This window comes from Pseudomonas sp. RA_15y_Pfl2_54, assembly GCF_963971015.1.
In the GTDB taxonomy this organism is placed as follows: domain Bacteria; phylum Pseudomonadota; class Gammaproteobacteria; order Pseudomonadales; family Pseudomonadaceae; genus Aquipseudomonas; species Aquipseudomonas baetica_A.
In genome coordinates this window covers 41,192-55,728 of record NZ_CAXAPN010000035.1, presented here as the reverse complement: position 1 = coordinate 55,728, position 14,537 = coordinate 41,192, and the positions used below count along the sequence as shown (strand labels likewise).

At 59.9% G+C, this 14,537-nt stretch carries 14 protein-coding genes; 8 read left to right on the top strand and 6 right to left on the bottom strand.

Features of this window, described 5'->3' with window-relative positions; genetic code table 11:
* Positions 1–54: 54 nt before the first annotated feature.
* From AACY50_RS23145 to AACY50_RS23135, 3 genes are all read left to right on the top strand, one after another.
* Positions 55–1,419: an MFS transporter gene (locus AACY50_RS23145; RefSeq protein WP_339431735.1), complete on the top strand. Its 1,365-nt coding sequence runs from the start codon at positions 55–57 to the stop codon at positions 1,417–1,419.
* Positions 1,420–1,430: 11 nt separating this feature from the next.
* Entirely contained in the window at positions 1,431–2,984 is a 1,554-nt protein-coding gene (gene garD / locus AACY50_RS23140; RefSeq protein WP_339431736.1) for a galactarate dehydratase, read from the top strand.
* A 156-nt stretch (positions 2,985–3,140) separates the two neighbouring features.
* Positions 3,141–4,082, top strand: coding sequence for an AEC family transporter (locus AACY50_RS23135; protein ID WP_339507701.1), 942 nt, complete (start codon positions 3,141–3,143; stop codon positions 4,080–4,082).
* A 97-nt stretch (positions 4,083–4,179) separates the two neighbouring features.
* On the opposite strand, the gene AACY50_RS23130 is transcribed toward AACY50_RS23135, so the two are convergent.
* The 6 genes from AACY50_RS23130 to gatC all read right to left on the bottom strand — a co-directional run bounded on the left by AACY50_RS23130 (position 4,180) and on the right by gatC (position 9,396).
* Positions 4,180–4,560 (bottom strand): carboxymuconolactone decarboxylase family protein, encoded by a 381-nt coding sequence (locus tag AACY50_RS23130; protein ID WP_221730050.1) that lies wholly within the window; start codon positions 4,558–4,560, stop codon positions 4,180–4,182.
* A complete protein-coding gene (locus tag AACY50_RS23125; RefSeq protein ID WP_339539223.1) occupies positions 4,557–5,618 on the bottom strand; it encodes a calcium/sodium antiporter in 1,062 nt (353 codons plus the stop codon). Before AACY50_RS23125 ends, AACY50_RS23130 begins: the two co-directional genes overlap by 4 nt.
* Before the next feature lie 46 nt (positions 5,619–5,664).
* Positions 5,665–6,039 carry a septal ring lytic transglycosylase RlpA family protein gene (locus AACY50_RS23120; RefSeq protein WP_339431739.1) on the bottom strand — a complete coding sequence of 125 codons (375 nt, stop codon included), beginning with the start codon at positions 6,037–6,039 and terminating at the stop codon, positions 5,665–5,667.
* Between the two features lie 145 nt (positions 6,040–6,184).
* The gene (gene gatB, locus AACY50_RS23115) at positions 6,185–7,630 is read right to left on the bottom strand and encodes an Asp-tRNA(Asn)/Glu-tRNA(Gln) amidotransferase subunit GatB (protein WP_339431740.1); all 1,446 of its coding nucleotides are present in this window, start codon (positions 7,628–7,630) and stop codon (positions 6,185–6,187) included.
* A 10-nt stretch (positions 7,631–7,640) separates the two neighbouring features.
* On the bottom strand, positions 7,641–9,092 hold the full coding sequence (gene gatA, locus AACY50_RS23110; protein WP_339539222.1) for an Asp-tRNA(Asn)/Glu-tRNA(Gln) amidotransferase subunit GatA: 1,452 nt from the start codon (positions 9,090–9,092) through the stop codon (positions 7,641–7,643).
* A 16-nt stretch (positions 9,093–9,108) separates the two neighbouring features.
* Positions 9,109–9,396 carry an Asp-tRNA(Asn)/Glu-tRNA(Gln) amidotransferase subunit GatC gene (gatC, locus tag AACY50_RS23105; RefSeq protein WP_007915356.1) on the bottom strand — a complete coding sequence of 96 codons (288 nt, stop codon included), beginning with the start codon at positions 9,394–9,396 and terminating at the stop codon, positions 9,109–9,111.
* 211 nt (positions 9,397–9,607) lie between these two features.
* Between gatC and mreB the strand changes: the two genes are divergently transcribed.
* From mreB to rng, 5 genes are all read left to right on the top strand, one after another.
* Positions 9,608–10,645 (top strand): rod shape-determining protein MreB, encoded by a 1,038-nt coding sequence (gene mreB, locus AACY50_RS23100; protein WP_015093487.1) that lies wholly within the window; start codon positions 9,608–9,610, stop codon positions 10,643–10,645.
* A 141-nt stretch (positions 10,646–10,786) separates the two neighbouring features.
* Positions 10,787–11,893 carry a rod shape-determining protein MreC gene (gene mreC, locus AACY50_RS23095; protein ID WP_339431776.1) on the top strand — a complete coding sequence of 369 codons (1,107 nt, stop codon included), beginning with the start codon at positions 10,787–10,789 and terminating at the stop codon, positions 11,891–11,893.
* The gene (mreD, locus tag AACY50_RS23090; RefSeq protein WP_339431742.1) at positions 11,893–12,384 is read left to right on the top strand and encodes a rod shape-determining protein MreD; all 492 of its coding nucleotides are present in this window, start codon (positions 11,893–11,895) and stop codon (positions 12,382–12,384) included. The genes mreC and mreD overlap by 1 nt, the downstream gene beginning before the upstream one ends.
* Positions 12,385–12,421: 37 nt before the next feature.
* Entirely contained in the window at positions 12,422–13,018 is a 597-nt protein-coding gene (locus AACY50_RS23085; RefSeq protein WP_339431743.1) for a Maf family protein, read from the top strand.
* 58 nt (positions 13,019–13,076) lie between these two features.
* A complete protein-coding gene (gene rng, locus AACY50_RS23080) occupies positions 13,077–14,534 on the top strand; it encodes a ribonuclease G (protein WP_339539221.1) in 1,458 nt (485 codons plus the stop codon).
* Positions 14,535–14,537: the final 3 nt, after the last annotated feature.

The following is a 14,537-nucleotide window of genomic DNA, read 5'->3' as shown; positions in this document are numbered from 1 at the left end:
CAGACCCAACAAGATTCACCCGCGCATAAAAATAATCAGTGGGAGTACATCTACATGCAATCGTCCAAGCCGACTCACGTCCGCTATTTGATCCTGCTCATGCTGTTTCTGGTGACCACGATCAACTACGCCGACCGCGCAACTATCGCTATCGCCGGTTCCAGCCTGCAAAAAGACCTCGGTATCGACGCGGTCACCCTCGGTTACATCTTCTCTGCATTCGGTTGGGCCTACGTGGCCGGGCAAATTCCCGGCGGCTGGCTGCTCGATCGCTTCGGCTCGAAAAAAGTCTATGCCCTGAGCATTTTCACCTGGTCGCTGTTCACCGTGCTGCAAGGCTTTGTCGGTGAGTTCGGCATGTCCACGGCCATCGTCGCGCTGTTCATGCTGCGCTTTTTGGTCGGGCTGGCTGAGGCGCCATCCTTCCCCGGCAACGCACGCATTGTGGCGGCGTGGTTTCCGACCGCTGAACGCGGCACTGCTTCGGCGATCTTCAACTCGGCGCAATACTTTGCCACGGTGCTGTTCGCGCCGCTGATGGGCTGGATTGTCTATTCCTACGGCTGGGAGCATGTGTTCATTGTCATGGGCGTGTTCGGCATCGTCTTCTCGCTGATCTGGCTGAAGGTTATCCACAGCCCGCGCCAACACCCGATGGCCAACGAAGCGGAAGTAACGTTCATCGCCGACAACGGCGGCATGGTCGATATGGATCAGAACAAAGGCAAAAAGGCTGACGGCCCGAAGTGGGACTACATCCGCCAACTGCTGACCAATCGCATGATGCTTGGCGTGTACCTGGGCCAGTACTGCATCAACGGCATCACCTATTTCTTCCTGACCTGGTTCCCGGTGTATCTGGTGCAAGAGCGTGGCATGACCATTCTCAAGGCCGGTTTCATTGCCTCGTTGCCCGCCATCTGTGGTTTTATCGGCGGCGTGCTGGGCGGGTTGATTTCCGATCACCTGCTGCGCAAGGGCCACTCGCTGACCTTCGCCCGCAAGGCGCCAATCATTGCCGGCCTGCTGGTGTCCAGCAGCATCGTCGCTTGCAACTATGTTGATGTTGAATGGATGGTCGTTGGCTTCATGGCGCTGGCCTTCTTCGGTAAGGGCGTTGGCGCACTGGGCTGGGCGGTGGTATCCGACACGTCGCCAAAACAGATCGCCGGTCTGAGCGGTGGGCTGTTCAACACCTTCGGCAACATTGCTTCGATCACCACGCCGATCGTGATCGGCTACATCATCAGCTCCACCGGTTCGTTCAAATGGGCGCTGGTGTTCGTCGGTGCCAACGCCTTGGTGGCGGTGTTCAGCTATCTGGTCATCGTCGGCCCGATCAAACGTGTGGTGCTCAAAGAGCCACCCACCCAGGGTGGTTCTGAAACCACGGGTAAATTGTCTCAAGCGCATTCCTGAGGAGCGGCGTCATGCAGTTGATTGAACATTCCGACTCGCCGCGCTACATCCGCCTGCACGAGCGGGACAATGTAGTGATTGTGGTCAATGACCAAGGGGTACCGGCCGGTACTGAGTTTCCGGATGGCCTGGTGACGGTGGATTTTGTGCCGCAGAGCCACAAGGTCACGCTGCAAGACATTCCCGAGGGCGGGCACGTGATTCGCTACGGCCAGATCATTGGCTACGCATTGCAGCCGATCCCCCGTGGCAGTTGGGTCAAGGAAGATCAACTGCGCATGCCGACCGCGCCGCCGCTGGACAGTTTGCCGCTGTCCACCGAGGTGCCGGACGCTCAGGCGCCGCTCGAAGGCTTCACTTTCGAGGGGTATCGCAACGCTGACGGCACTGTTGGCACGCGCAATATTCTCGGGATCACCACCACCGTGCAGTGCGTGACCGGCGTGCTTGATCACGCGGTGAAACGCATCAAGGATGAGCTGCTGCCCAAGTACCCGCACGTCGATGACGTGGTCGCACTGACCCACAGTTACGGCTGCGGCGTGGCGATCACCGCCACCGACGCGTACATCCCGATTCGCACGGTGCGCAATCTGGCGCGCAACCCGAACCTGGGGGGCGAGGCGTTGGTGATCAGCCTGGGCTGCGAGAAATTGCAGGCCGGGCAGGTCATGCACGAAGACGACGCTTCGGTTGATCTCAGTGATCCCTGGCTGTATCGCTTGCAGGATTCCAGTCACGGTTTTACCGAGATGATCGAGCAGATCATGGCGTTGGCCGAAGTCCGTCTGAAGAAGCTCGATCAGCGCCGCCGGGAAACCGTGCCGGCGTCCGAACTGATCCTCGGCATGCAGTGCGGCGGCAGCGATGCGTTCTCCGGCATCACCGCCAACCCGGCGTTGGGGTATGCCTCGGACTTGCTGCTGCGGGCGGGGGCGACGGTGATGTTTTCTGAAGTCACCGAAGTGCGTGATGCGATTTATCTGCTGACGTCCCGGGCCAAGACCAAGGCGATCGCCGAGGAACTGGTCCGCGAAATGGACTGGTACGACCGGTATCTGGCCAAGGGTGAAGCGGATCGCAGCGCCAATACCACGCCGGGCAACAAGAAGGGCGGGCTGTCGAACATTGTCGAGAAGTCCTTGGGCTCAATCGTCAAATCCGGCAGCAGCGCGATCAATGGCGTCCTTGGCCCGGGCGAGCGCTTCAAGCACAAGGGTTTGATTTTCTGTGCGACCCCGGCCAGTGATTTTGTCTGCGGCACATTGCAGTTGGCGGCAGGGATGAACCTGCATGTGTTCACCACTGGGCGCGGTACGCCTTATGGGCTGGCGATGGCGCCGGTGGTGAAGGTCTCGACGCGTACCGAGTTGGCGCAGCGCTGGCCTGACTTGATCGACATTGATGCCGGGCGGATTGCCACCGGGCGGGCGTCCATCGAGGAGTTGGGTTGGGAGTTGTTCCACTACTACCTGGACGTGGCGAGTGGCAAGCAGCAGACGTGGGCGGAGAAGCACAAGCTGCACAACGACATTACGTTGTTCAATCCGGCGCCGATTACCTGAGACCGCGTCATCGTTCTTCGCGAGCAAGCCCGCTCCCACAGGGAAATGCATTTCAAATGTGGGAGAGGGCTTGCTCGCGAAGAGTGACTCACAGACGCCGGAGAACTTGTGGCTTATCATTAGGCCCCTAACGACGCTCACCCAAGGCTCTGCGGCATGCTGGCTATTTTCCTCGAAACCCTGAACATCACCGCGCCGGTATTTGCCATGCTGTTTCTCGGTGTGCTGCTCAAGCGCATCGACTGGATCAACGACAATTTCATCCATACCGCGTCGGCACTGGTGTTCAACGTTTCCATGCCGGCGTTGCTGTTCCTCGGCATTTTGCATGCTGACCTGCACGCCGCGTTGCAACCGGCGTTGCTGATCTACTTCTCGCTCGCCACCCTGGCCTGCTTCGCCATTGCCTGGGGCTGGGCGATTTTCAGATGCCCGCGTGAAGATCGCGGTATCTATACCCAAGGCGCATTTCGCGGCAATAACGGCGTCATCGGTCTGGCACTCGCCGCCAGTATGTATGGCGACTACGGGATTTCCCTCGGGGCGATTCTCGCCGCGTTGGTGATCCTGTTTTACAACACGCTCTCGACCATTGTGCTGGCGGTGTACAGCCCGGTGATCAAGTCCGATCCGTGGAGCATCTGTAAAAGCGTGTTCAGCAATCCGCTGATCATCAGCGTGATTGCGGCAGCGCCGTTTGCCTATTTCAAGATCAGTCTGCCGGGGTGGCTGGAAACCTCGGGTCAGTATCTGGCGCAGACCACCTTACCGCTGGCGTTGATCTGTATTGGCGGCACGCTATCGCTGGCGGCGTTGCGCAAGAGCGGCAGCATGGCGCTGAGTTCGAGTCTGGTGAAGATGATCAGTCTGCCGCTGCTGGCAACGGTCGGTGCCTGGCTGTGGGGGTTCCGCGGGCCGGAGTTGGGGATTCTGTTTCTTTATTTTGGCAGCCCGACGGCGGCGGCCAGTTTTGTCATGGCCCGGGCGGCACAGGGCAATCATGAACTCGCGGCAGCGATCATCGTGCTGACCACGTTGATGGCAGCGGTGACCACCAATTTCGGGATCTTCATTTTGCAGTGGGGTGGGTGGATCTGACCTGAGATTCAAAGGGGCGTTGGGCAACCTGCAATCGCCCACATTTGCAATGCTTGCCCCTGTGGGAGCGGGCTTGCCGGCGAAGACGTCAGTCCGGTCACTCAGGTTTCCGGTAACTGTCGATCACCTCCTGCGCCGCGCGAAACGCGTCAATCGCCGCCGGCACGCCGGCATACACTGCGCAATGCAGCAACGCCTCGCGAATCTCTTCGACCGTGCAGCCATTGTTCAACGCGCCGCGTACGTGACCTTTCAACTCTTGCGGGCACTTCAACGCCGTCAGCGCGGCAAGGGTGATCAAACTGCGGGTTTTGAGCGGTAAACCTTCGCGATTCCACACGCCACCCCAGGCATGTTCATTGACGAAGTCCTGCAGCGGCTGGGTGAACTCGGTGGCGTTGCCCAGCGCGCGATCAACGAATGCATCGCCCATTACCTGGCGGCGGATTTCAACCCCGGATTGCTTCGAATCGGTCATGGCACATCCCTCTTGTGGTGTTGGCGTCGCCAAGCGATGACTGACGTGAACAGCAAAAACGTCAGCAGCGTCGGCAAAACGTAAAACAGCATCAGCCGCTCGAGTTTGCCGGCCAGTGGCATGCCGGTGGTGAACGACACCACATGCAACCCGTACGCCAGATACAAACCGAGCAGCAACAGACCTTCGGCGCGGGTCACCCGGTAGCCGGAATAGAACACTGGCAGGCTCAGCACGGCGACGCCGAGCATCACCGGCAGGTCGAAATCCAGCGCATTGGGCGAGACCGACAACGGCGTCGGCGCGATCAGCGCGGTGAAGCCGAGTACACCGAGCAGGTTGAACAGGTTGGCGCCGATCACGTTGCCTGCCGCGATGTCCCGTTGCCCGCGCAATGCCGCGATCAGCGACGTGGCGAGTTCCGGCAGCGAGGTGCCTACGGCGACCACGGTCAGGCCAATGACGCGTTCGGAAAAACCAAGATCGGTCGCCACCTCAATGGCAGCGCCTAACAGCAGGTGTCCGGCGAATACCAGCATCGCCAGTCCGACGATGATCATCAGCGAACTGCCGATCCAGGACGCCTGTGTTGCTTCGCCGTGTTCCGAGTGCGGTCGTGTCGAATGCCGTGACTGGCGCAGCAGTAAACCCAGGTAAAGCGCCAGGGCGCCCAGTAGCAGGATGCCGTCGAAACGACCGATTTCCCCATTCCAGGCCAGAACAAACACCAGCAGGCAGGCGCCGATCATCAGCGGAATGTCCAGGCGCACCAATTGTCGCGACACGCGCAGCGGAATGATCAGCGCCGACAAACCGAGGGTCACGAGGATGTTGAAGATGCTGCTGCCGACCACACTACCGACGGCAATGTCGGAGTTGTGTGCCAGCGTGGCTTGCAGACTCACCGCCATCTGCGGTGCGCTACTACCCAGGGCAACAAGGGTCAGACCGATGATCAGTGGCCGTACATTCAGTCGCGCGGCCAGGCGTACGGCTGCACGCACCATCAGTTCGGCGCCGAAGATCAGCAGGCACAGCCCGGCAAGCAGTTCGATCACGCTGAGCAGTGGTAGGTCGGTCAGTGCGAAAATGGTCGGTGCTCCATCAGTTGTCGAGGGCCTGCACGCGAACCCGTGCGGTGCCGCTGCGCAGCATACCGAGTTGTTCGGCTGCCTCGCGAGACACATCGATCAACCGCCCACGGGTATGCGGGCCGCGATCGTTGATGCGGACTACGACCGATTCATCGTTTTTCAGGTTGGTGACCTTCACCCGGGTGCCAAAGGGGAGCTGGCGATGGGCGGCGGTCAGGGCATTCTGGTTGAACGGCTCGCCACTGGCGGTCCGTTTTCCGTGGTGTCTGGCACCGTAATAGGAGGCGACGCCGGTCTGGTCGTAACCGTGCGGGTCGATGATGTCGGTGCTGGCGCAACCGGCCAGTATAGAGAGCAGGGTGAAGGCGCCGAGCAGACGTTTCATTCAAAGGCTCCACAAAACAAATGTGGGGGCGGCGGTGCGACGAGGGGGTCACATTCAACAGCTTTGCTGACTGTCAGACCGCTTTCGCGAGCAAGCCCGCTCCCACAGGGGATGGAGCCAGACCTACGTTCTGGCTCCGTTTGCATCAGCCTTCGAGCTTGCTTTTGAGCAGTTCGTTCACTTGCTGCGGGTTGGCCTTGCCCTTGGAGGCTTTCATGGCCTGGCCGACGAAGAAGCCGAACATCTTGCCGCGCTTGGCTTCGTCTGCCGCGCGGTATTGCTCGACCTGCTCGGCGTTGGCCGCGAGCATTTCGTCCAGCACTGCCGAGATCGCGCCGCTGTCGGTCACTTGCTTGAGGCCGCGCTTTTCGATGATCTCGTCAGCGCTGCCTTCACCGTTGGCCATCGCTTCGAACACTACCTTGGCGATTTTGCCGGAGATGGTGTTGTCCTTGATGCGCTGCAACATTCCGCCCAACAGTTCAGCGGAAACCGGCGACTCGTCGATGTCCAGGCCTTGTTTGTTGAGCAGGCTGCCCAACTCGACCATCACCCAGTTCGCCGCCAGTTTGGCGTCGCCGCCGATGGCTGCAACTTTCTCGAAGTAGTCCGCTTGCTCACGGCTGGTGGCCAGCACGTTGGCGTCGTAGGCCGACAGACCGAACTGGCTCTGGAAGCGCTCGCGTTTTTGCGGTGGCAGTTCCGGCAGGGTGGCGCGCACCTCGCCGAGGAACGACTCTTCGATGACCACCGGCAACAGATCCGGATCGGGGAAGTAACGGTAGTCGTTGGCTTCCTCTTTCGAACGCATCGGACGGGTTTCGTCCTTGTTCGGATCGTACAGACGGGTCTGCTGGATCACTTTGCCGCCGTCTTCGATCAGCTCGATCTGACGCTGGATCTCGGAGTTGATCGCCTTCTCGATGAAACGAAACGAGTTGACGTTCTTGATCTCGCAGCGTGTGCCGAACTCAACCTGGCCTTTCGGACGGATCGACACGTTGCAGTCGCAACGCAGCGAACCTTCGGCCATGTTGCCGTCGCAGATGCCCAGATAACGGACCAGCGCGTGGATTGCCTTGACGTAAGCCACGGCTTCCTTGGCGCTGCGCATGTCCGGCTCGGAAACGATTTCCAGCAGCGGCGTGCCGGCACGGTTCAGGTCGATGCCGGTGGCACCGTTGAATTCTTCGTGCAGGCTCTTGCCGGCGTCTTCTTCCAGGTGCGCGCGGGTGATGCCGACACGTTTGACCGTGCCGTCTTCCAGCGCGATGTCCAGATGGCCCTTGCCGACGATCGGCAATTCCATCTGGCTGATCTGGTAGCCCTTCGGCAGGTCAGGGTAGAAGTAGTTTTTACGGGCGAACACGTTGTGTTGACCGATCTGGGCGTCAATCGCCAGACCAAACATCACGGCCATGCGCACGGCTTCCTGGTTCAGCACCGGCAATACGCCGGGCATGCCCAGGTCGATCAGGCTGGCCTGCGTGTTCGGCTCGGAGCCAAACGTGGTGGAACTACCGGAAAAGATTTTCGACCGGGTGGTGAGCTGAGTGTGAATCTCCAGCCCGATCACGACTTCCCATTGCATGTGTGTCTCCTCAGAAGCCGGTTGGGGTGCGAGTGTGCCAGTCGGTGTTCAACTGATACTGGTGCGCAACGTTGAGCAAACGGCCTTCCTGGAAATACGGCGCGAGCAACTGCACGCCCACTGGCAGACCGTCGACAAAACCGGCCGGCATCGACAGGCCCGGCAAGCCCGCGAGGTTGGCGGTGATGGTGTAGACGTCTTCCAGATAAGCCGCGACCGGGTCGCTGTTCTTGGCGCCAAGTTTCCAGGCCGGGTTCGGCGTGGTCGGGCCGAGGATGATGTCGACCTCGTTGAAGGCCGCCATGAAATCGTTCTTCACCAGGCGACGGATCTTCTGCGCTTTGAGGTAGTAGGCATCGTAGTAACCGGCGGACAGTGCGTAGGCACCGACCATGATCCGGCGCTGCACTTCGGTACCGAAACCTTCGCCACGGGAGCGCTTGTACAGGTCGATCAGGTCTTTCGGGTGCTCGCAACGGTGGCCGAAACGCACGCCGTCGAAACGCGACAGGTTGGAGGAGGCCTCTGCCGGCGCGATCACGTAGTACGCAGGAATCGCGTGCTGCATGTTCGGCAGGCTGATGTCCTTGATCACGGCACCGAGCTTCTGCAACTCTTTGATGCTGTTGTGGATCAGCTCGGCAATGCGCGGGTCGAGACCGGCGCTGAAGTATTCCTTCGGCACGCCGATGCGCAGGCCTTGCAGCGACGTATTGAGGCTGGCGGAGTAATCCGGCACGGGCTCATCGATGCTGGTGGAGTCGTTCTGATCGAAGCCGGCCATGCCTTGCAACAAAATAGCGCAGTCTTCGGCAGTGCGCGCCAACGGGCCGCCCTGATCGAGGCTGGAAGCGTAAGCGATCATGCCCCAGCGCGAAACACGACCGTAGGTCGGTTTCAGGCCGGTGAGGTTGGTGAATGCAGCTGGCTGACGGATCGAGCCCCCAGTGTCAGTGGCCGTGGCCGCAGGCAGCAGACGAGCGGCAACTGCCGCCGCCGAACCACCGGACGAACCGCCCGGCACGTGTTCCAGATCCCACGGGTTTTTCACCGCGCCGTACCAGCTCGACTCGTTGGCCGAACCCATGGCGAATTCGTCCATGTTGGTCTTGCCCAGGGTCACGGCGCCGGCAGCCGCCAGTTTCGCAACCACGGTGGCGTCGTAGGGCGCTTTGAAGTTGTCGAGCATCTTCGAGCCGCAGCTGGTGCGAATGCCCTGAGTGCAGAACAGGTCTTTGTGAGCGATCGGCGCACCGAGCAGGGCGCCGCTCTCACCGTTGGCACGGCGGGCATCGGCGGCTTTCGCCTGCTCCAGCGCCAGCTCTTCGGTGAGGCTGATGAAACTGTTGAGCTGAGGATCGAGCTGGGTGATACGCGCCAGCAGGACTTTGGTCAGCTCTTCGGAGGAAAACTTTTTATCGGCGAGACCGCGGGCGATCTCGGCCAGAGTCATTTGATGCATTGCAGGCTCTTTCCCTTTAGTCGATGACTTTCGGAACCAGATACAGGCCGTTTTCGACCGCTGGTGCGATGGACTGATAGGCCTCGCGATGATTGCTTTCGGTCACGACGTCGGCGCGCAGGCGCTGACTGGCTTCCAGCGGGTGGGCCAAAGGCTCGATACCGTCGGTATTGACGGCCTGCATTTCGTCGACCAGCCCGAGAATGCTGTTGAGGGCGGAAGTAATGTGCGGAAGATCGGCATCATTAAGGCCAAGACAGGCCAGATGAGCGATTTTTTCCACGTCGGAGCGTTCTAGCGCCATCGGGATTCTCCAGTGGAAAACAGAACGGACGGCGTCCGTGTGTTAGATTGTCGGAACACTACCGCACTTCTACGGTCATAAGGCCGCGATTGTGGGGCTTGGTGCACAGAAAAGCGGCCAATTTAACATATTGGCGCCTTGCCCAAAATCCCTGTCGTTGTTAGAGTTTGCCGCACTTTTTTACCCACGCGTTGCCTAGGGTCCCTTTCCCATGTTCAAGAAACTGCGTGGCATGTTTTCCAGCGATCTTTCCATTGACCTGGGCACTGCCAACACCCTTATTTACGTGCGCGAGCGCGGTATCGTCCTGAATGAACCATCGGTTGTGGCCATTCGGACACACGGTAACCAGAAAAGTGTCGTTGCTGTCGGCACCGAGGCCAAGCGCATGCTCGGCCGTACACCGGGCAACATTGCTGCCATTCGTCCGATGAAGGACGGCGTAATTGCCGACTTCAGCGTCTGCGAAAAGATGCTGCAATACTTTATCAACAAGGTTCACGAAAACAGCTTTCTGCAGCCTAGTCCTCGTGTACTGATCTGCGTTCCATGCAAATCCACCCAAGTTGAGCGTCGCGCCATCCGTGAATCGGCCCTTGGCGCCGGTGCCCGTGAAGTGTTCCTGATCGAAGAGCCAATGGCTGCTGCGATCGGTGCCGGCCTGCCGGTAGAAGAGGCTCGCGGCTCGATGGTCGTGGATATCGGTGGTGGTACCACTGAAATCGCACTGATCTCTCTGAACGGCGTGGTCTATGCCGAATCCGTGCGCGTTGGCGGCGACCGCTTCGACGAAGCGATCATCACCTACGTGCGCCGTAACTACGGCAGCCTGATCGGTGAATCCACCGCTGAGCGCATCAAGCAGGAAATCGGTACGGCCTACCCGGGTGGCGAAATTCGCGAAGTCGATGTTCGCGGTCGCAACCTGGCCGAAGGCGTTCCACGCGCATTCACCCTGAACTCCAATGAAGTGCTGGAAGCTCTGCAAGAGTCCCTGGCAACCATCGTTCAGGCCGTGAAAAGCGCGCTGGAGCAATCGCCGCCGGAACTGGCTTCCGACATCGCCGAGCGCGGCCTGGTGCTGACCGGTGGTGGCGCGCTGCTGCGTGACCTCGACAAGTTGCTGGCTCAGGAAACCGGTCTGCCGGTGATCGTTGCCGAAGATCCGCTGACCTGTGTTGCTCGCGGCGGTGGCCGTGCATTGGAAATGATGGATAAGCACACCATGGATCTGCTCTCCAGCGAATAAGTCGCCGATTGCAATACGTGGGTGAGCGCGCAGGCAGCACTTTGCAGTGCTGCCTGTTGGCGTTTATCTTCTGTCAGTCTTCATCCAGGCCGGTTTGATGCCGTATGAATAAACAGAACATTTGCCTGGGAGGAGCGGCTTATTAAACCGCTTTTCGCCAAGGGCCCTTCGTTGGGCGTTCGCCTGCTGGTGCTGGCCGTGCTCTCGGTCGCACTGATGGTGGTCGATGCGCGTTTCAGTCTGCTCAAGCCTGCACGCAGCCAGATGTCGCTGGTGCTGATGGACGCTTACTGGATCACTGACCTGCCCGGTCGCTTGTGGGAAGGTGTCGCCAGCCAGTTCGGCAGCCGCACCGAGCTTGTCGCCGAAAACGAAAAACTCAAAACCGAAAACCTGCTGCTGCAGGGTCGCATGCAAAAGCTAGCGGCCCTCACCGAGCAGAACGTTCGGCTGCGCGAGTTGCTCAATTCCTCCGCGCTGGTCAACGAAAAGGTCGAAGTGGCCGAGTTGATCGGCATGGACCCCAATCCCTTCACCCATCGCATCATCATCAATAAAGGTGAGCGCGACGGTGTGGTCCTCGGTCAGCCGGTGCTCGATGCGCGTGGTCTGATGGGGCAGGTGGTCGAGTTGATGCCTTACACCTCCCGTGTATTGCTGTTGACCGACACCACTCACAGCATTCCCGTGCAGGTAAACCGTAACGGTCTGCGGGCGATTGCCAGCGGCACCGGCAACCCGGAACGCCTGGAACTGCGTCATGTGGCGGATACCGCCGACATCAAGGAAGGCGATCTGCTGGTCAGTTCCGGTCTCGGCCAGCGCTTCCCGGCGGGCTATCCGGTCGCAACCGTGAAAGAAGTGATTCACGATTCCGGCCAGCCGTTTGCCATCGTCCGTGCGGTGCCGACGGCAGCGCTCAATCGTAGCCGCTACATGCTGCTGGTATTCAGCGACAATCGCACCGCCGAAGAGCGCGCCAACGATGCAGCGCAAGCGCAGGAGGATCTGGATGCGCAGGGCGGTGGCCCAATGATGCCGGCGACTGTGCCGAAAACCGCACCCGCAGCGGCTGCAACGCCAGCCGCCACACCTGCAACGCCCGCCGCCGCTGCCGGTGCTACCCCCGTGAAACCACCTGCGAACAAACCGCCCGCCGCTGCAAAACCACCTGCGAACCAACCTGCTGCCCGGCCAGCGGCCAAACCGCCTGTCGCCGCGCCGGCCACCACCGGGAGACAAGAGTAATGGTCGGGGCTACCGCATCGCGAAACGGCTGGATCGTCTGGCTGACATTTCTCATCGGTATGCTGCTCAGCGTGTCGCCGCTACCGCAATTCATGGAAATTCTTCGCCCGCTTTGGCTGGCCTTGCTCCTGACATTCTGGGCGCTGTACATGCCGCATATGGTCGGCATGGTCACCGCGTTCTGTCTGGGGCTGGCTGAAGACGTGCTCTACGGCACGTTGCTTGGGCAAAACGCGCTCATCCTCACGTTGATCACTTTCCTGGTGTTGTCATTGCAACAGCGCCTGCGAATGTTCCCGATGTGGCAGCAGTGTCTGGTTATCCTGGTGATTTTCGGCCTCGCGCAACTCGTCCAGTTGTGGCTCAGCGCTTTGACTGGCAACCGCCAGCCGACCCTGGCGTTGCTGCTGCCGGCACTGGTCAGCGCCTTGCTTTGGCCTTGGATCAGCTTTGCTTTGCGTGGATTGAGCCGGCGCTACAAAATCAATTGATCCGGTGAAGCAAGGCACTGAACAGGGAGATGTTTTGATGAAGCCGCTTTACCTCGCCTCTGGATCGCCGCGTCGGCGTGAGTTGCTCACGCAGATCGGCGTTCCGTTCCACGCCATCAGCGCGGACATTGATGAAACCCCTCTCCCTGAAGAATCGCCTTCGGCATACGTTGAGCGCCTGGCACGCGGCAAGGCCGAGGCCGGGCGTCGTACGCTCGCGTCCGACCTGGCATGCTGTGTCCTGGGGGCCGACACCGCCGTGGTGTTCAACGGCAAAATTCTCGGCAAACCGGTGGACGAAGCTGACGCATGCGCCATGCTGATGCTGTTGTCCGGCAAGGAGCATGAAGTGCTGACCGCCATCGCGGTGCTTGAAGACCTGCATTGCGAGTCGCGGGTGGTGCGCAGTCTGGTGCGGTTCCGTCCGATCAGCGGTGAAGAGGCTGGCGCCTATTGGGCCAGCGGCGAACCCCGGGACAAGGCCGGAGGTTACGGCATTCAGGGGCTCGGTGCGGTGTTTGTCGCGGGGCTCAATGGCAGCTATTCGGCGGTGGTCGGGTTGCCTGTTTGCGAAACCGCAGAACTGTTGGGCCATTTCGGCATACCCTGTTGGCAAAACCTGAACGCGCAATGAGCGTCGTATGAATCCAGATGCGGCCATTATCGTGAACATGCCTGAACGAGATCCTGCCATGAGTGAAGAGATTCTGATCAACATCACGCCGATGGAGTCGCGCGTGGCGGTGGTCGAAAACGGTGTGCTGCAAGAAGTCCATGTCGAGCGCACGCAAAAACGCGGGATCGTCGGCAATATCTATAAAGGCAAGATTGTCCGGGTGCTGCCGGGTATGCAGGCTGCGTTCGTTGACATCGGCCTGGATCGTGCAGCGTTCATTCACGCAGCCGAAATCTCCGTGCGTGAAGGCCCGGCGGTGGAGAGCATCAGCGCGCTTGTGCACGAAGGCCAGAGTCTGGTTGTACAAGTCACCAAGGACCCGATCGGCTCCAAAGGCGCGCGTCTGACCACGCAACTGTCGATTCCGTCGCGCTATCTGGTGTACATGCCGCGCACCGCTCACGTCGGTATTTCCCTGAAAATCGAAGAGGAGGCCGAGCGCGAGCGGCTCAAGCAGGTGGTCAGCGACTGCGTGGCCAAAGAAGGCATCAAAGAGGCCGGCGGCTTCATTCTGCGTACCGCCGCCGAAGGTGCCGGCGCCGATGAAATCCTCATGGACATCCGCTACCTGCGACGCCTGTGGGATCAGATCAACGAACAGATCAAAACCATCGCAGCGCCAAGCGTGATCTACGAAGACCTCGGTCTGGCCCTGCGCACGTTGCGTGATCTGGTTAACCCGAAGATCGAGAAAATCCGCATTGATTCTCGGGAAACCTTCCAGAAAACCACGCAGTTCGTCGCCGAACTCATGCCGGAAATCGCCGATCGTCTGGAACACTATCCGGGCGAACGCCCGATTTTCGACCTGTACGGTGTCGAAGACGAAATCCAGAAAGCCCTTGAACGCAAGGCTCCGCTCAAGTCCGGCGGTTATCTGGTAGTCGATCCGGCCGAGGCCATGACCACCATCGACGTCAACACGGGCGCGTTCGTCGGCCATCGCAATCTCGAAGAAACCATCTTCAAGACCAATCTCGAGGCGGCCACCGCGATTGCCCGGCAGATGCGCCTGCGCAATATGGGCGGGATCATCATCATTGACTTCATCGACATGGAAGATGAAGAGCACCAACGCCAGGTATTGCGCACGCTGGAGAAACAACTGGAGCGTGATCACGCCAAGACCAACATCATCGGCATCACCGAGTTGGGCCTGGTGCAGATGACTCGCAAGCGCACCCGCGAAAGTCTTGAGCAAGTGCTGTGCGAACCGTGCAGCAGTTGTCAGGGGCGCGGCAAGTTAAAGACGCCTGAGACCATCTGTTACGAGATTTTCCGCGAGATCCTTCGTGAAGCCCGGGCCTATCAGGCCGAGGGTTATCGCGTGTTGGCGAACCAGAAAGTGGTGGATCGTTTGCTTGATGAAGAATCAGGTAACGTCGCCGAGCTTGAAGGGTTTATCGGCCGCACCATACGCTTCCAGGTGGAAACCATGTATTCCCAGGAACAATACGACGTGGTGCTGCTCTGAATT